Source organism: Corallococcus sp. CA041A (genome assembly GCF_003612075.1).
Classification (GTDB): Bacteria; Myxococcota; Myxococcia; order Myxococcales; family Myxococcaceae; genus Corallococcus; species Corallococcus exiguus.
The window spans coordinates 15008-34500 of sequence record NZ_RAWF01000004.1 but is presented as its reverse complement, the minus strand read 5'-3'; the positions used below and the strand labels follow the sequence as shown (position 1 = coordinate 34500).

At 70.8% G+C, this 19493-nt stretch carries 1 protein-coding gene; it reads right to left on the bottom strand.

Annotation, left to right across the window (positions count from 1 at the left end):
* Window positions 1-6: 6 nt before the first annotated feature.
* Complete coding sequence (locus D7V77_RS01235) at window positions 7-19488, bottom strand: non-ribosomal peptide synthetase (protein WP_120574432.1); 19482 nt, start codon at window positions 19486-19488, stop codon at window positions 7-9.
* Window positions 19489-19493 lie beyond the last annotated feature (5 nt).

Sequence of the window (19493 nt, the reverse complement as noted above, 5' to 3'; positions counted from 1 at the left end):
CCGGGACTACCCGACCCGCTGGAACGAGTCCCCGGACCGGGCCCGCTCCAGCAAGGCCGTGAGGCGCTCGGCCAGCGCCTCCACGTGCGGCATGGCGATGAGGGTGAAGTGGTCGCCCGGAACCTCGAGCACCTCCACCCCGCCCCGCGCCACCCTGCCCCAGCCCAGGTCCGCCTCCAGTCCCGGAGGCGCCTCGGCGGCCCGCAGCAGCACCAGCGAGCCTCCATAGGACCCGGGCACGAAGGCCCGAGCGGCCCGCCGGTTTCGCGCGAACACGCGCCACAGCCCGCGCAGCTCCTCGCACGCCTCCTCCTCGAGGCCCGGGATGACGGGGGCCGGCCCCTCCAGCAGGGAGCGCAGCTCCACCGCGTCCACCTGCTGGAGCACTTCGGCCGCGCGCGGGTGCACGCCCGACAGCTTCGACAGGTGGTCCGCGAACTCGAGCACGCCCTGCCACTCCTCCTCGGCCGGGCCCTCGTCCTGGCTGCTCGCGTCGATGACGACCAGCATCCCCACCTGCTCGCCCAGGGCCTCGAGCTGCCGCGCCATCTCGTACGCGACGCGTCCGCCCAGCGACCAGCCGCCCAGCAGGTACGGCCCTTCCGGCTGCACGTCGCGCACGGACTCCAGGTAGCGGGTGGCCATCTCCTCCACCGTCTCGCCGCCTCCGCTCGCCGGCACCTGCAACCCGTAGAAGGGCTGCTCCGGCGGCAGGCGCCGCGCCAGCTCCAGGTAGCCGAGCACGCTGCCACCCACCGGGTGCACGCAGAAGAAGGGACGGGACTCACCGCCCTTGCGCAGCGTCACCAGCGGCGAGTCCGACGACGTGCCCGCCTCGATGCGCGCCGCCAGTCCTTCCAGCGTCGGTGCCTCGAAGAGGTCGATGACCGCGAGCTGGACTTCGAACAGCGCCCGCACGCGCGCCACCACCTGCGTGGCCAGCAGGGAGTGGCCTCCCAGGTCGAAGAAGTCATCGTGCACGCCCACGCGCGGCACGTTGAGCAGCTCCCGCCAGAGCACCGCCAGCCGTTCCTCCGTCTGCGTGCGCGGGGCGGTGTAGGACGTCTCCGTCCGCACGCGCGACGGCGCAGGGAGCGCCTTGCGGTCCACCTTGCCGTTGGACGTCAGCGGCAGCGCTTCCAGCACCACGAAGGCCGACGGCACCATGTAGTCCGGCAGCCGGGCCGCCAGGTGGTCGCGCAGCCCCGCTTCCTCCAGGGTGACGCCCGGCTTCGCCACCGCGTACGCCACCAGCTGCTTTCCGCTGGCCTCGTCGCGCGCCACCACCACGCACTCGCCCACGCCGGCATGCTGTGCCAGCACCGCCTCCACCTCGCCCAGCTCCACGCGGTAGCCGCGAATCTTGAGCTGGTGGTCCACGCGGCCGAGGAACTCGATGCGGCCATCCTCCAGCCACCGCACCCGGTCTCCGGTGCGGTACAGCCTGGCGCCGGCCACGCCGCTGAAGCCGTCCGGCAGGAAGCGCTCCGCCGTCAGGTCCGGCCGGCCCAGGTAGCCGCGGCCCACGCTCTCGCCGCCGACGAACAGCTCGCCCGGCACGCCCGGGGGCACCGGCTGGCCATACCCGTCCAGCACGTACACCCGCACGTTGCCCAGGGGCTTGCCCAGCGGCACCGTCTGCGCCCCGGGCACGCGCACGCCGCGCTCCACCTTCTGCGCGAGCACGCCCACCGTCGTCTCCGTGGGGCCGTAGTGGTTGAACACCTCGCACTCCGGCGCGAGCGCGTGAACCCGCTCCACCAGGGCCCACTCCGACTTGTCGCCGCCCAGCACCAGCCGTATGCGAGGCAGCAGCGCCTGGGCGGCCTCGTCCGCCAGCAGCGCCTCCAGGTGCGTCGGGACGATCTTCAAGCCCTCCACCTGGTGCTCGCGCCCGTACGCCGTCATCAGCGCCGAGTCCGAGACGGTCCGCCGGTCCACCAGGTGCACCGCCCCGCCCGCGCAGAGCGTGGGGAAGAGCGCGGTGTGCCCCAGGTCCGCCGCCAGCGTGGACACCGACGCGAAGCTCATCTCCCGCGGCAGGTCCAGCCTCCGGCTCACGCCCGCCACGTAGCAGGCGAGCTGGCCGTGCTCGATGCACACGCCCTTGGGCTGCCCCGTGCTTCCCGACGTGTAGATGACGTAGGCCACGTTGCCCGGCACCGCGCCGCTGTCCGGCGCCTCTTCCGGCTGGGACTCCAGCAGCCCGTCCCCGGCGTCCAGGCTGACCAGGAACTCACCCTGCGACGGCAGCTCGTTGGCCAGCGCCTCCTCGGTGACGATGACCTGCACCCGCGCGTCGTTGAGGACGTGCCGCACGCGCTCGCTCATGTGCGCGTGCGCCGGGTCCAGGGCCACGTAGGCGCCGCCGGCCTTGAGGATGCCCAGCATGCCCACCAGCGCGTGCGCCCGCCGCTCCACGAACAGGCCCACCCGCGTCTCCGGCCCCACGCCCAGCGCCTTCAGCCAGTGCGCCAGCTGGTTGGCCTTGAGCTCCAGCTCCGCGTAGGTGAGCCGCTCGTCGCCAGCCACCACCGCCACCGCGTCCGGCACCCGCGCCGCCTGCTCGGAGATGAGTTCGTGGATGCACCGCCGCTCGTACGGCGCCGCGGTGTCGTTCCAATCCACCAGCACGCGCTTGCGCTCCTCCTCGGACAGCAGGGGGAGCTGGGACAGCCGCAGGGCGCCGCCCTTCTGGGCCACCACGCCCTCCAGCAGCCGCTGGAAGCGCCGCGCCAGGAGCGCGATGGTGGGCTCGTCGAAGAGGTCCATGCTGTACATCCAGGTGATGACCAGCCCGTCGGGCCGGGGGTTCACCAGCACCGTCAGGTCCAGCTTCGCGGTGGCCGGGTCGCCACCCTCCGCGCTCACCTTGAGCCCGGGCAGCTCCAGCGCCGACACGGGCATGTTCTGGAGCACGAACTTCACCTGGAACAGCGGCGCGTGCGCCGTGGTGCGGTCCGGGTTGATGGCGCGCACCACCTCCTCGAAGGGGAGGTCCTGGTGCGCGTACGCGTCCATCGACACCTGCTTCGCCTGCGCCAGCAGCTCGGTGAAGGTCGGGTCGCCCTCCATCCGCAGGCGCAGCACGAGCTGGTTGATGAAGAAGCCGATGAGCGACTCCGTCTCCGCGTGGTTGCGGTTGGCCACGTCCGTGCCCACCACCAGGTCGGTCTGCCCGCTGTAGCGGTGCAGCAGGGACTGGAAGCCCGCCATCAGGACCATGAAGAGGGTGGCGCCCTCGCGCTGGCCCAGCGCCTCCAGGTTGCCGGCGAGGCGCGCGTCCATCATCGACACGTGCGTCCCGCCCCGGTAGCTGCGCGCCGCGGGCCGCGGACGGTCCGCCGGCAGCTCCAGCGAGGAGGGCGCGCCCTCCAGCTGCTTCCGCCAGTAGCCGAGCTGCGTCTCCAGGGTTTCTTCCCGCAGCCACTGCCGCTGCCACGCCGCGTAGTCCGCGTACTGCAGCGTCAGCTCCGGCAGGGGCGAGGGCTGGCCGTCGCGGTAGGCCCCGTAGAGCGACACCACCTCGCGCACCAGCACGCCCATGGACCAGCCGTCCGAGACGATGTGGTGCATCGTCAGGAGCAGCAGGTGCGACTCCTCGCTCAGCCACAGCAGCGTGGCGCGCACCAGCGGGCCGCGCGCCAGGTCGAACGGCCGGCGCGCCTCCTCCTCCTGGAGCCGCTGCGCCTGCGCGTCGCGCTGCGCTTCCGGAAGCTCGCGCAGGTCCATCCGGGACAGCGGCGGCATCGCCTGGGGCCACACCACCTGGGCCGGACCGTCCTCGCCGTCGTGGAACGTGGTGCGCAGGGACTCATGGCGGCGCACCACCTCCTGGAAGGCGCGATCCAGCGCGTCGGCGTTCAGCGCGCCCTCGACCCGGACCGCGATGGGGATGTTGTAGAAGGGCATCCCCGGCTCCAGCTGGTCCAGGAACCAGAGCCGCTGCTGCGCGAAGGACATGGGCATGCGCTCCCGCCGCGGCATGGGCCGCAGGGGGAAGGCGTCGGCCCCGCTCGCGTGTCCGGCGAGGGCGTCCACGCGCGCGGCCTGCTCGGCCAGGGTGCGGGCCTCGAAGACGACGCGCAGGGGCAGCTCCACCTGGAAGCCGTTGCGGATGCGCGACAGCAGCTGGGTGGCCACCAGCGAATGGCCGCCCAGGTCGAAGAAGCTGTCGTGCACGCTGACGCGCTCCACGCCGAGCAGCTCGCTCCAGATGGCGGCGAGCCGCCGCTCCGTGTCGGTGGACGGACCGACGAAGTCCTCCTCGGCGCGCAGCGTCTCCGGCACCGGCAGCGCCTGCTTGTCCACCTTGCCGCTGGAGCTCAGCGGCAGCGTGGGCAGCGCGACGAACGCGGAGGGGACCATGTACTCGGGCAGCCGCGCCTGGAGGAAGCTCCGCAGCTCGGCCGCGGTGAGCGCGTCCTCCCCGACGTGGTAGGCCACCATCCGCATCAGGCCCGGCGAGTCCTCGCGCACCAGCACCACTGCTTCGCGCACCCCGGGGTGCTTGAGCAGCACGGCCTCCACTTCGCCCAGCTCCACGCGGTAGCCGCGCAGCTTCACCTGGTTGTCGAGCCGTCCCAGGAACTCGATGGAGCCCTCGGGCAGCCAGCGCACCAGGTCACCGGTGCGGTACAGCCGGGCGCCGGGGGCACCGCGGAACGGATCCGGCACGAAGCGGTCCGCCGTCAGCTCGGGACGGCCGAGGTAGCCGCGGCCCACGCCCGCGCCGCCGATGTACAGCTCGCCGGGCAGCCCCGTGGGGACGGGCTCCAGGTGCGCATCCAGCACGTACACCTGGGCGTTGGTGATGGGCTGGCCGATGGTGGGACGGGCCGCATCCACGTCCTCGCTGAAGGTGGCGCAGATGGTGGTCTCCGTGGGGCCGTAGGCGTTGAGGAACCGCCGGCCGGGCTTCCAGCGCGCCACCACTTCCGGCGTGCAGGCCTCGCCCGCCGCGGCCACCACCTTCAGGGCCGGCAGTTCGTCGGGCGACAGCTGGGCCAGCACCGACGGCGTGAGCGTCACGGTGGTGATGGCCTGCTCGGCGAGCAGCGTCTTCAGGGACGTGCCGGGCATCAGGTCATCCCGGCGCGCCAGGGTCAGCCGGGCGCCGGACACCAGCGTCGGGAAGATTTCCCAGACGGACGCGTCGAAGCCGGAGGAGAAGAACTGCAGCACCCGCTTCCCGGGGCCCAGCTCCAGGGCCTCGATGCAGGCCAGGGTGGTGTTGGTCAGCCCGCGGTGCTCCAGCAGCACGCCCTTGGGGGTGCCCGTGGAGCCGGAGGTGAAGATGACGTAGGCGAGATGGCTGTCCTTGGCGCCTCCCTCCAGGTCATGGTCCGGGTAGCGCTCCACGCGATCCCAGTCCAGGTCCAGGCACAGGGTGTGGGCGGCACGGTGGCTGAGCTGATCCGCCAGCGACTCCTGCGTCAGCAGCAGCGGCGTGCGGGCCTCGTCGGCGATGAGCTCGAGCCGGTCCTCGGGCAGGGCGGGATCCAACGGGACGTAGGCGGCGCCGGACTTGAGGATGCCGAGCACGCCCACCAGCAGCTCCAGCGAGCGGTCGACGTAGAGGCCCACGAGGACGTCAGGCAGCACACCGCGCGCGCGCAGGTAGTGCGCGAGCTGGTTCGCGCGGCCGTTGAGCTCCGCGTAGGTGAGCGCCTGGTCGTCGAAGGTGACGGCGATGGCGTCCGGGGTGCGGCGCACCTGGGCCTCGAAGAGGCGGTGGACGGGCTCGGCCGCGACGGGACGGGCGGTGTCGTTCCACGCGCGCAGCAGCTGATGCCGCTCGGCCGGAGCGAGCATCTGCAGCGTGGCCAGGGGCCGCGTGGGCGACTCCACCAGCGCTTCGACGAGCGCCCGCAGGTGGCTGCTCATGCGGGCGATGGTGGCCGGTTCGAACAGGTCGGTGGCGTAAGAGAGGGCACCGGAGAAGCCGTCGGGCGAGTCGACGAGCGACAGCGTCAGGTCGAACTGGGTGGTGGAGTCCTCCAGCGCCAGCGGCCGCAGGGTGAGGCCCGGCAGGACGTGGGCCAGGGACTCCTCGGGGTTGAGGACGAACCACGCCTGGAACAGCGGATTGCGGCTGAGGTCGCGCTCGGGACGCAGCTCGTCCACGAGCCGCTCGAAGGGCACGTCCTGGTGGGCGTTGGCGCCGAGCGTCACCTCGCGCACGCGGGCGAGCAGCTCCTGGAACGTGAGCGGGCCCGGCATGCGGGTGCGCAGCACCAGTGTGTTGATGAAGAAGCCGATGACGCCCTCCAGCTCGAGCTGGCCACGGCCGGCGCCGGGCGAGCCCACGCTGATGTCGTCCTGGCCCGAGTAGCGGTACAGCAGGGCCTGGAAGGCGGCGAGCATCACCATGAAGGGCGTGGCTCCCTCGCGCTGACCGAGTGCCTTGAGCCGTTCCACCAGCTCGCGCGGCAGCGACACCGGGTGGCTGGCGCCACGGGAGGACTGCGCGGCCGGGCGGGGCTTGTCCGTGGGCAGCTCCAGGGCGGGAGGAGCGCCGTCGAGCTGGGCCCTCCACCACGCGAGCTGCGACTCCAGGGCCTCGCCCTGGAGCCACGCGCGCTGCCACACCGCGTAGTCGGCGTACTGCATGGACAGCGGAGGCAGCGGGGCCTCGTGGCCCCGGCGATGGGCGTCGTACAGCGCGGTGAGGTCGCGGACGAGGACCTGCGTGGACCAGCCGTCGAAGACGATGTGGTGCACGGTGAGCACCAGCACGTGGGTGTGCTCACCCAGCCGCAGCAGGAGGGTGCGCAGCAGCGGGCTCCGGCCCAGGTCGAAGGGCCGCTGGGCCTCCCGCGTGGCCTGGCGCAGGGCCTCGGCCTCGCGCTCGGCGTCGGGGATGGGGCGCAGGTCGACGAGCTCCAGGACCGGCTCCACCTCCGAGGCGATGACCTGCCAGACCTGCCCGGACTCTCCCCGGAAGGAGGTGCGCAGGGATTCGTGGCGCTGCTGCAGCGCGTGGAGCGCGTGCCGCAGGGCGGCCACGTCGAGCGCCCCTTCCAGTTGGAAGACGGCCGGGATGTTGTAGCGCGAGCCGCCCGGAGCGAGCTGCTCCAGGAACCACAGCCGCTGCTGGGCGAAGGACAGGGGCAGCGGGCCCGAGCGATCCGCGCGGACCAGCGGTGGCGCCTGCGTCGTCGGCGCCATCGCGCTGCGCTGGAGGAGCGAGGCCAGCTCCGCCACCGTGGGCGCGTCGAAGAGGGCCTTGAGGGGCAACTCCACCTTCAGCGCCTCTCGGATGCGGGAGATGGCACGGGTGGCGAGGAGGGAGTGTCCGCCCAGCTCGAAGAAGCTGTCGTGCACGCCCACGCGCTCCGCGCCCAGCACCTGCGTCCACACGTCCGCCAGCGACTTCTCCGCGTCCGTGCGTGGCGCCACGTACTCGCGCGCCCGTTCCAGCAGCGCGCCCTCCGGCTCCGGCAGGGCCTTGCGGTCCACCTTGCCGTTCGACGTCAGCGGCAGCGCCTCCAGCGTCACGAACGCCGACGGCACCATGTACTCGGGCAGTCGGGCACCGAGCGCCTGGCGCAGGGGGCTCACGTCGAGGGGCTCGGGGCCATGGCCGACGACGTAGGCGATGAGACGCTTGTCACCCGCGCCCTGGCCCTTGGCCACCACCACTGCTTCCTTCACCGCCGGGTGCGCTCGCAGCGCTCCTTCCACTTCACCCAGCTCGATGCGGAAGCCCCTCACCTTCACCTGCGTGTCCGCACGACCCAGGAACTCCAGCGTCCCGTCCGCGCGCCACCGCGCCAGGTCTCCCGTCCGGTACATCCGCTCTCCGGACAGTCCTGAGTGCAGGTCCGGCACGAAGCGCTCCGCCGTCAGCTCAGCGCTTCCCAGGTAGCCTCGCGCCACGCCCTCTCCGGCCGCGTACAGCTCGCCAGCCACGCCCACCGGCACCGGATTCAGCGCCGCGTCCAGCACGTACACGCGCGTGTTGCCAATCGGCTGGCCGATGGCCACCACCTCGCCCACCTGGCTGCCTTCCGTCATCCGGTGGCAGCTGGTGAAGAGCGTGTTCTCCGTCGGGCCGTAGCACGCCGTCACCGGCACCTTCAGCTCTTCCACCACCCGACGCACGTGCGGCGCCGACACCACGTCTCCGCCCGTCAGCAACTGCTTGAGGCCGCGCAGCACTTCCACGTCCGCGTCCACCACCTGCGCGAAGAGTCCCGCCGTCAGGTGCAGCGTCGTCACGCCCTTCCCCTTCACCACCCGCTTCAACTCTTCCACGTCTCCCACCGGGCCCGGCGGGTACACCACCAACCTCGCTCCATTCAGCAGGCTGCCCCATACCTCCAGCGTCGAGGCGTCAAACGACACCGGCGCAATCAGCAGCAGCGTCTCTTCAGGCCCCAGCTGCGCGTACTTCGTCCCCTTCACCGTGCGCAGCACGCCCCGCTGCTCCGTGCACACGCCCTTCGGCTTGCCCGTGCTTCCCGACGTGAAGTCGATGTACGCCAGGTTGCGTCCACCCACTCCACTCCTCGGCGCGTGCTTCGGCTGCTGCGCCAGTTGCGTCTGCACTTCCTCCAGCAGCACGCACTCCACGCCCTGCACCGGCAGCTTCTCCGCCAGCGCTCGCCGCGTCACAACCACCCGCGGCTTCACCTCGCCCACCATCTGCTCCAGCCGCGCCTGGGGGTAGTCCGCTTCCAAAGGCACGTACGCGCCTCCGGACTTCGCGATGCCCACCAGCGCCACCACCAACTCCACCGAGCGCTCCAGGCACAGCCCCACCCGCTCCTCGGCTCCGACTCCCTTACTCCTCAGCAAGTGCGCCAGCTGGTTCGCCTTCTCATCCAGCTGCCCGTACGTCAGCTTCTCCTCCCCGCACTCCACCGCCACTGCGTCCGGCCGCTGCGCCACCTGACGCGAGAACTCCTCCGCGATGCTGCTTTCGCGCGCGTACTCCTGCGCCGTCGCGTTCCAGCCCTTCAGCACCTGCTGACGCTCCGCCTCCGTCAGCAGCGTCACCTCGGAGAGCTGCTTGCCGGCGCTCGCCACCAGCTCCAGCAGCGCCACCTTCCACTGATTCAGCAGCGCATCCATCCCGCGCTGCTCGAAGCGCGGGGTCTCGTAGACCAGCTTCAGCCGTAGCTGGGAGCCGGGCATCGCGGACAACGTGAGCGCGTAGTTCGTCCGCTCCTTCGAGCGGACATCCCGCACATCCCAACGGCTCGCACGGCCCTTCAGCGACTCATCGACAGGGTAGTTCTCGAAGATCAACAAGCTGTCGAAGAGCGGCTGGCCGCGAGGCACGTTGCTCCAGCCCTGCACCTGCACCAGCGGGCTCTGCTCGAACTGCTGCTGCTCGGCCTGCTGCTTCTGGAGCCCCTTCAGCCACTCCGCCACTCCGCCGTCACCGGGCAACTGCACCCGGACCGGGAGGGTGTTGATGAAGAGGCCGACCATGCCTTCGACACCGTCGAGTTCGGCCGGGCGGCCCGCCACCGTGGCGCCGAAGACGACTTCGCCTTCGCCCGCGTGACGTCCCAGCACCAATGCCCATGCGCCCTGTGCCAGCGTGTTCACCGTCACCTGCTGCCGCTGCGCGAAGCCCTGCACCGCCGACGTCTCCTCCTCCGTCAGCTGCAGCGTCACCTCGTCCTGGTTGCTCGTGCCGCCCTTCGCCCCACGTGCTTCCAGCGGCAGCCGCGTCGGCGCGCTCACGCCCTTCAGCGCCTCACGCCAGTACGCCTCCGCCTTCTTCGTGTCCTGCTTCGCGAGCCATGCGATGTACTCGCGATACGCCGCCCGCACCTGACCGCGGAGCTCGCCACCCGTGACGAGCGCCTCGTACGTCGTGAAGACCTCGTCCAGCACCAGACCGAGGCTCCACCCGTCCAGCAGCAGGTGGTGGTGGCTCCACACGCACCGCCACCCCTCCTCGCCCAGCTTCATCACCGCCATGCGCATCAGCGGCGCCTGGCCCAGCTCGAAGCCCTGGCGGGCGTCTTCCTTCAGGTACTCGTCCAGCGCGTGCTGCTGCGCCTCGCGGCCCAGGCTGCTCCAGTCACGCTCTTCCCATGGCAGCTGCACCGTGCGCTGCACCACCTGCAGCGGCTCCTCCAGACCCTCCCAGAGGAAGCGCGTGCGCAGGATGGACAGCCGCTCCACCACCGTCTGCCACGCCTGCTTCAGCGCTTCCACCTTCAGCCCGCCGCGCACTTCCCACGCGAGCTGCTCCACGTACACACCGCTGCCGCCTTCCAGCAGCGAGTGGAAGAGCAGGCCCTGCTGCAACGGGGAGAGCGGATAGACGTCCTCCACGCCCTCGCCCCGGCCCAGCACCTTCTCCAACTGCGGAGGGCTCGCCTTCACCAGCGGGAAGTCCACCGGCGTCCACAGTCCCGCTTCGGACTCTGTCCGCTGCCGCAGCAGCTGACGCAACTCCTGGGCGTAGTGCCGCGCCAGTTCCTCCACGCTCTCGCGCCGGTGCAGCTCCCGGCCGTAGTCGATAGCCACTTCCAGCCGGCCGCCTACCACCAGACCGTTGACGCCCAGCACGTGCGCGCGCTTCTCGCCCTTCGCCTGCGCCTCGCCCGCCTTCTCCTTCGCCGGCGCGAAGTACTTCGACTGCGCCGCCGTCGCGTCCACCTGCCCCAGGTAGTTGAAGACGACTTCCGCCTTCGGCAGCGCCGCCAGCTTCCGCCGCGACTCTTCCGCGCCCAGGTACTTCAGCAGCCCGAAGCCCAGGCCCTTGCCGGGCACCCGCCGCACCGACTCCTTCACCGCGCGCACCCATGCGCCCGCGCCCTCCGCCTTCGGCGCTTCCACCACCACCGGGTACACGCTGGTGAACCAGCCCACCGTGCGCGACACCTCCAGCCCCACTTCCTCCTCGCGCCCGTGGCCTTCCAGCTCCACCCGTACCCGCTCCAGCCCTCTCCACTTCTTCAGCGCCGCCGCCAGGCCCGCCAGCAGCACCTCGTCCACTCGCGCACGGTACGCCCCGGGCACCTCGCGCAGCAGCGCCGCCGTCTCCTCGCGGCTCAACTCCAGACGGACTTCTCCCTCCAAGCCCGTCTCATTCTTCCCGCCCGCTTCGTCCACCGGCAGTGACGGCACCTCTGCGGCGCCCTGGGCTTCCCAGTACGCCACCTCCCCTTCCACCTGCCCCGCGTACTCCTTCAGCCTCTTGGCCCACTGCTGGTACGAGGCGCTCTTCGGCCCCAACTCCACCTGCTCGCACGCCCGCTCCACGTCCTCCACCAACACCCGCCACGACACGCCATCCACCACCAGGTGGTGCACCACCACCAGCAGCCGCCGGCCCTTCTCTCCCAGCTCGAAGAGCACCGCCTTCACCAGCGGGCCCTTCTCCAAGTCCAGGCTGCCCTGCACCTGCGTCGCCACCTGCTCCAGCTCCGTGGCCACGTCCTGCGCCCCGCGCAGGTCCACCTGCTCCAGCTTCAGCGCGCCCGCTTCTTCCACGCTCGCGTTGCGCTGCTTCCACTCGCCGTCCACTCGCTCGAAGCGCATCCGCAGCGCGTCGTGGTGCTTCACCACCGCGCCCAGCGCCTTCTCCAGCACCGCCGCGTCCAGCGCGCGCGAGACCTCCAGCAGCAGCGACTGGTTGCTGTGGCTCGGCTTCATCCAGGCCTCTTCCAGGAAGCTCTTCTGGATGGCGGTCAGCTCCACCGGGCCTTCGACAGGTCCCTGATCCGCCACCGCCTGCGCGGCCTTCACCACCTGCGCCAGCTCTTCCACCGTCTGCTTCTGGAAGAGCTGCTTCGGCGTCACCTCCAGGCCCGCCCTTCTCACGCGGGACACCACCTGCAGGCTCAGGATGGAGTCACCGCCCAGCTCGAAGAAGTTGTCCTGCACGCCCACGCGATTCAGGCCGAGCACCTGCGCCCAGACCTCCGCCAGCGTCTTCTCCATCTCCGTGCGCGGCGCCACGTACTGACGCGCCAGCTCCGGACGAATGCCTTCCGGCTCGGGCAGGGCCTTGCGGTCCACCTTGCCGTTCGACGTCAGCGGCAGCGTCTCCAGCGCCACGAACGCCGAGGGCACCATGTACTCGGGCAGCCGGGTCTTGAGCGCCTGACGCAGCTCGTTCGTGTCCACCGCCGCCGGGCCGTGGCCCACGACATAGGCGACGAGGCGCTTGTCACCCGCGCCCTGGCCCCTGGCCATCACCACCGCGTCCTTCACCGCCGGGTGCGCTCGCAGCGCCCCTTCCACTTCGCCCAGCTCGATGCGGAAGCCACGCACCTTCACCTGCGTGTCCGCGCGGCCCACGAACTCCAGGCTGCCGTCCTCGCGCCAGCGCGCGACGTCACCCGTGCGGTACAGCCGGGCACCCGGCTCGCCGCCGAACGCGTCCGGCACGAAGCGCTCCGCCGTCAGCTCCGGACGGCCGGGATAGCCCCGAGCCACACCGACGCCTCCCAGGTACAGCTCGCCCGCGACGCCCAGGGCGACCAGGCCGCCGCGCGCGTCGAGCACATAGGTCCGCACGTTGGCCAGCGGCCGGCCAATGGACGGCGTGCGACCGTCGGCCACGCAATCCGTGAGCGTGGCCACCACGGTGGCTTCCGTGGGCCCGTACGAGTTGACGAAGCGCCGGCCGGGGGCCCAGCGCGTCACCACCTCGGCCGGGAGCGCTTCACCGCCCGAGATGACGGTGCGAAGCGCGGGCAGCCCCTCGGACGGCGTGACGGCGAGCGCCGCCGGCGTGAGGCTGAGCACCGTGATGTTCGCGTCCCGCAGCAACGAGGACAGCGTGTCGCCCGGCAACAGCCGCTCCGCGGGCGCCAGCACCAGCGTGGCCCCCGAGGTCAGCGTGGTGAAGATCTCCTCCACCGAGAGGTCGAAGCTCAGGTTGGCGAACTGCAGCACGCGGCTGCCCGGCCCGATGCCGTACGCCACCGCCTCGTGGGTCACGAGGTTGGCCACACTCCGGTGCTCGATGGCGGTGCCCTTGGGGGTCCCGGTGCTGCCGGAGGTGTAGATGATGTACGCGAGGTTGCCGGGGCCCGCGCCACGGGTGACGCGCTCCCCGCTCTCGCGCAGGAGCGCTTCACGCGCCTCGTCCAGGCAGAGCGTGCGAGCCGAGGTCTCCGGCAGGCGTTCCCGCAGTGAGCCCTGGGTGAGCAGAACCTCGGCGCCGCTATCGCTCAGCATGAAGGCGAGCCGCTCGCGAGGCAGCATCGGATCCAGGGGCAGGTAGGCCCCGCCCGCCTTGAGGACGCCGAGCAGCGCCACCGCCACATCCAGCGAGCGCTCCAGGCACAGTCCGACCCGGACCTCCGGGCCCACGCCCAGCCGGTGCAGCGCCCGCGCGAGTTGGTTGGCTCGCACGTCCAGCTCCCGGTAGGTCAGCCGCTGTCCCTCGAACTCCACCGCCACCGCGTCCGGCGCCCGGTCTACCTGCGCCTCGAACAGAGAGGCGACGGTGGTGGCTTCCGGGAAGGCCACGCGGGTGCCGCTCCACGTCTCCAGTACCTGCTGACGCTCCGCCTGCGTCAGCAGCGATACGTCCGCCAACCGCTTGCCGGCGCTGGCCACCAGCCCCAGCAGCGCCACCTTCCACTGCTTCAGCAGCGCGTCCATGCCGCGTGCCTCGAAGCGCGACACGTCATAGGCGAGCATCAGCCGCAGCTGCCTGTCAGGAATCACCGACAGCGTGAGCGCGTAGTTCGTCCGCTCCTTCACGCGGACGTCTCCGACCTCCCAGCGATTGGCACGGCCCTTCAACGACGAATCAATGGGGTAGTTCTCGAAGACGAGCAGGCTCTCGAACAGGGCCTGTCCGCGCGGCACCTCGCTCCAGCCCTGCACGCGCACCAGCGGGCTCTGCTCATACTGCCGCTGCTCCGCCTGCTGCTCCTGCTGGGCCTTGAGCCACGACTCCACCCACTCGCCGCCACCGAGCTTCACCCGGACCGGGAGCGTGTTGATGAAGAGGCCGACCATGCCTTCGACACCGTCCAGCTCGGCCGGGCGGCCCGCCACCGTGGCCCCGAAGACGACTTCGCCTTCGCCCGCGTGACGTCCCAGCACCAATGCCCAGGCGCCCTGCGCCAGCGTGTTCACCGTCACCTGCTGCCGCTGCGCGAAGCCCTGCACCGCCGACGTCTCCTCCTCCGTCAGCTGCAGCACCAGCTCGTCCTGGGCATGGGAGCCGTCCTTCGCACCACGCGCTTCCAGCGGCAGCCGCGTCGGCGCGCTCACGCCCTTCAGCGCCTCACGCCAGTACGCCTCCGCCTTCTTCGTGTCCTGCTTCGCAAGCCATGCGATGTACTCGCGATACGCCGCCCGCACCTGACCGCGGAGCTCGCCACCCGTGACGAGCGCCTCGTACGTCGTGAAGACCTCGTCCAGCACCAGACCGAGGCTCCACCCGTCCAGCAGCAGGTGGTGGTGGCTCCACACGCACCGCCACCCCTCCTCGCCCAGCTTCATCACCGCCATGCGCATCAGCGGCGCCTGGCCCAGCTCGAAGCCCTGGCGGGCGTCTTCCTTCAGGTACTCGTCCAGCGCGTGCTGCTGCGCCTCGCGACCCAGGCTGCTCCAGTCACGCTCTTCCCACGGCAACTGCACCGTGCGCTGCACCACCTGCAGCGGCTCCTCCAGCCCTTCCCAGAGGAAGCGCGTGCGCAGGATGGACAGCCGCTCCACCACCGTCTGCCACGCCTGCTTCAGCGCCTCCACCTTCAGCCCGCCGCGCACCTCCCACGCGAGCTGCTCCACGTACACACCGCTGCCGCCTTCCAGCAGCGAGTGGAAGAGCAAACCCTGCTGCAACGGAGAGAGCGGATAGACGTCCTCCACGCCCTCGCCCCGGCCCAGCACCTTCTCCAACTGCGGAGGGCTCGCCTTCACCAGCGGGAAGTCCACCGCCGTCCACACCCCGGCGTCCGGTTCCCGCAACTCGTTCAGCAGCTTCTTCAGCTGCCGCTCGTACTCCCGGGCCAGCTGCTCGACGCTCTCGCGGCGGTGCAGCTCCCGGCCGTATTCAATGGCCACTTCCAATCGGCCGCCCACCACCAACCCGTTGACGCCCAGCACGTGCGCGCGCTTCTCGCCCTTCGCGTGCGCCTCGCCCGCACGCTCCTTCGCTTGCGCGAAGTACTTCGACTGCGCGGCCGCCGCGTCCAACTGACCCAGGTAGTTGAAGACGACTTCCGCCTTCGGCAGTGCCGCCAGCTTCCGCCGCGACTCTTCCGCGCCCAGGTACTTCAGCAGCCCGAAGCCCAGGCCCTTGCCGGGCACCCGCCGCACCGACTCCTTCACCGCCCTCACCCACGCGCCCGCGCCCTCCGCCTTCGGCGCTTCCACCACCACCGGGTACACGCTGGTGAACCAACCCACCGTGCGCGACACCTCCAGCCCCACTTCCTCCTCGCGCCCGTGGCCCTCCAGCTCCACCCTCACCCGCTCCAGCCCTCGCCACTTCTTCAGCGCCGCTGCCAGTCCCGCCAGCAGCACCTCGTCCACTCGCGCACGGTACGCCCCGGGCACCTCGCGCAGCAGCGCCGCCGTCTCCTCGCGGCTCAACTCCAGACGGACTTCTCCCTCCAAGCCCGTCTCATTCTTCCCGCCCGCTTCGTCCACCGGCAGTGACGGCACCTCTGCGGCGCCCTGGGCTTCCCAGTACGCCACCTCCCCTTCCACCTGCCCCGCGTACTCCTTCAGCCTCTTGGCCCACTGCTGGTACGAGGCGCTCTTCGGCCCAAGCTCCACCGCCTCGCCCCTCGCCACCTGCTCACACGCCCGCTCCACGTCCTCCACCACCACCCGCCACGACACCCCATCCACCACCAGGTGGTGCACCACCACCAGCAAGCGCCGGCCCTTCTCTCCCAGCTCGAAGAGCACCGCCTTCACCAGCGGGCCCTTCTCCAGCTCCAGGCTGCCCTGCACCCGCGTCGCCACCTGCTCCAGTTGCGCGGCTATGTCCTGCGCCCCGCGCAGGTCCACCTGCTCCAGCTTCAGCGCGCCCGCTTCTTCCACGCCCGCGTTGTGCTGCTTCCACGCGCCGCCCACCCGCTCGAAGCGCATTCGCAGCGCGTCGTGGTGCTTCACCACCTCGTTCAGCGCCTTCTCCAGCACCGCGGCTTCGACTTCTCCCGCGACGTCCAGCAACAGCGACTGGTTGAAGTGGTGCGCCTGATTGCGCTCCTGCGCGAAGAAGGCCTGCTGCACGGGCGTCAGCTCCACCGCGCCTTCCACCGGCTTCTGCTCTCCGGCCTCCAGGGCGACCTTCGCGACCTGCGCCAGTTCCTCCACCGTCTGCTTCTGGAAGAGCTGCCTCGGAGAGATCTCCAGACCGGCCCTCCGAGCCCGAGCCACCACCTGCAGGCTCAGGATGGAGTCACCGCCCAGCTCGAAGAAGTTGTCCTGCACACCCACGCGATTCAGGCCAAGCACCTGCGCCCAGACCTCCGCCAGCGTCGTCTCCACCTCCGTGCGCGGCGCCACATACTGACGCGCGAGTTCCGGGCGGACGCTCTCCGGCTCGGGCAGGGCCTTGCGATCCACCTTGCCGTTCGACGTCAGCGGCAGCGTCTCCAGCGCCACGAACGCCGAGGGCACCATGTACTCGGGGAGCTTCGCCTTGACGTGCTCCCGCAGCCCGGAGACTCCAGGCCACCCTTCCGCCTTCGGCACCACGTAGGCGATGAGGCGCTTGTCGCCCGCGCCCTGGCCCTTGGCCACCACCACCGCTTCCTTCACCGCAGGGTGCGCTCGCAGCGCTCCTTCCACTTCGCCCAGCTCGATTCGGAAGCCCCTCACCTTCACCTGCGTGTCCGCTCGGCCCAGGAACTCCAACGTCCCGTCCGCACGCCACCGCGCCAGGTCTCCCGTCCGGTACATCCGCTCTCCGGCCAGGCCTGAGTGCAGGTCCGGCACGAAGCGCTCCGCCGTCAGCTCCGCGCTTCCCAGGTAGCCGCGCGCCACGCCCTCTCCGGCTGCGTACAGCTCTCCGGCCACTCCCACCGGCACCGGACTCAGCGCCGCGTCCAGCACGTACACGCGCGTGTTACCAATCGGCTGGCCAATGGCCACCACCTCTCCCACCTGGCTGCCTTCCGTCATCCGGTGGCAGCTGGTGAAGAGCGTGTTCTCCGTCGGGCCGTAGCACGCCGTCACCGGCACCTTCAGCTCTTCCACCACCCGGCGCACGTGCGGCGCCGACACCACGTCTCCGCCCGTCAGCAACTGCTTGAGGCCCCGCAGCACGTCCACGTCCGCGTCCACCACCTGCGCGAAGAGTCCCGCTGTCAGGTGCAGCGTCGTCACGCCCTTCCCCTTCACCACCCGCTTCAACTCCTCCACGTCTCCCACCGGGCCCGGCGGGTACACCACCAGCCTTGCCCCATTCAGCAGGCTGCCCCACACCTCCAGCGTCGAAGCGTCAAACGACACCGGCGCAATCAGCAGCAGCGTCTCTTCAGGCCCCAGGTGCGCGTACTTCGTCCCCTTCACCGTGCGCAGCACGCCCCGCTGCTCCGTGCACACGCCCTTCGGCTTGCCCGTGCTTCCCGAGGTGAAGTCGATGTACGCCAGGTTGCGTCCACTCACTCCACTCCTCGGCGCGTGCTTCGGCTGCTGCGCCAGCTTCTCCGCCACTTCCTCCAGCAGCACGCACTCCATGCCCTGCACCGGCAGCTTCTCCGCCAGCGCTCGCCGCGTCACCACCACCCGCGGCTTCACCTCCGACACCATCTGCTCCAGCCGCGCCTGGGGGTAGTCCGCTTCCAGCGGCACGTACGCGCCTCCGGACTTCGCGATGCCCACCAGCGCCACCACCAACTCCACCGAGCGCTCCAGGCACAACCCCACCCGCTCCTCGGCTCCGACTCCCTTGCTTCTCAGCAAGTGCGCCAGCTGGTTCGCCTTCTCATCCAGCTGCCCGTACGTCAGCTTCTCCTCCCCGCACTCCACCGCCACTGCGTCCGGCCGCTGCGCCACCTGACGCGAGAACTCCTCCGCGATGCTGCTTTCGCGCGCGTACTCCTGCGCCGTCGCGTTCCAGCCCTTCAGCACCTGCTGACGCTCCGCCTCCGTCAGCAGCGTCACCTCGGAGAGCGAACGCTCGGGGTGGGCCGCGGCGGACTCCAGCAGCACGCGTAGGTGCCCCAGCATCCGCTGCGCCGTCGCCGCATCGAACAGGTCCGTGCTGTAGACCAGCACGGCGCGCAGTCCCTCGGGCTCTTCCTTGAAGAGCAGCTCGAGGTCGAACTTCGCGACCTGATCCGCCTGCGGCATCGGCGTCAGCGTGAGCCCCGGGAGCTCCAGCCGCGGAGGCTTCGCCTGCTCCAGGTTCATCATCACCTGGAAGAGCGGTGAGTAGCTCAGGTTGCGGGCGGGCTTCAGGTCCTCCACGAGCTTCTCGAAGGGCACGTCCTGGTGCGCGTACGCGCCCACGGTCGCGGCCTTCACGCGGCCCAGCAGCTCCTGGAAGCTCGCCTCGGGGGAGATCCGGGTGCGCACCACCAGCGTGTTGACGAAGAAGCCGATGAGCCCCTCCAGCTCGGACTGATGCCGGCCGGAGATGGGCGTTCCGACGCAGATGTCCTCCTGCCCCGAGTAGCGCGACAGCAGGGTCTGCCACGCGGTCAGCAGCACCATGAAGGGCGACATCGCCTGCGCCTGCCCCATCGCCTTCAACTGCTCGTACAGGGCGCGCGGCAGCAGGGACTCGCGGCTCGCGCCCCGGAAGCTCTGCACCGAGGGACGCGGCCTGTCCGTCGGCAGCTCCAGCACTGGAGTCACGTCGGCGAGCTGCTCGCGCCACCACTTGAGCTGATTCTCCAGCACCGGCCCCTGGAGCCACTCCCGCTGCCACAGCGCGTAGTCGGCGTACTGCACCGGCGACTCGGGCAGCCGCGGGGCCTCACCACGCGACAAGGCCCCGTACAGCAGCCCCATCTCCCGCACCAGCACGTCCATGGACCAGCCGTCCGAGACGATGTGGTGCATCGTCAGGAGCAGCACGTGCTCGCGCTCGCCCAGCCGCAGCAGCGTGGCCCGCAGCAGCGGACCGCGGGTGAGGTCGAAGGGCTTCTGCTGTTCCTCTCGCGTCAGCCGCAGCGCCTCCTGCTCGCGCGTGGGCTCGGGCAGCGACGTCAGGTCATGCAGGGCCACCGGGCACGGTCGCGGCGGCGAGATGACCTGGAGCGCATGGCCCTCCTCGTCGCGGAAGATGGTCCGCAGCGACTCGTGACGACGGAGCAGCTCCGCGAAGCACTGCTCCAGCGCGGCCACGTTGAGCGAGCCCTCGAGCTTCACGGCCGCCGGCATGTTGTACGTGGGCGTGCCCGGCTCCATCCGGTCCAGGAACCAGAGGCGCTGCTGGGCGAAGGAGAGCGGCGCCGAGTCACCCGTGCGCGGGCGCGCGGTGATGGCCGGACGGGCCGACTGGGTGTCCTTCTTGCGGAGTTGACGGAGCAGCTGGGCCTGCTTCTCGGGCGAGAGGGCCGCGATACGCTTGTTGATGTCGCTCATGGGGA

Bases quoted from the DNA above. Each gene is read 5' to 3' on its own strand.
- D7V77_RS01235 (WP_120574432.1), bottom strand. From the start codon at position 19,488: ATGAGCGACATCAACAAGCGTATCGCGGCCCTCTCGCCCGAGAAGCAG.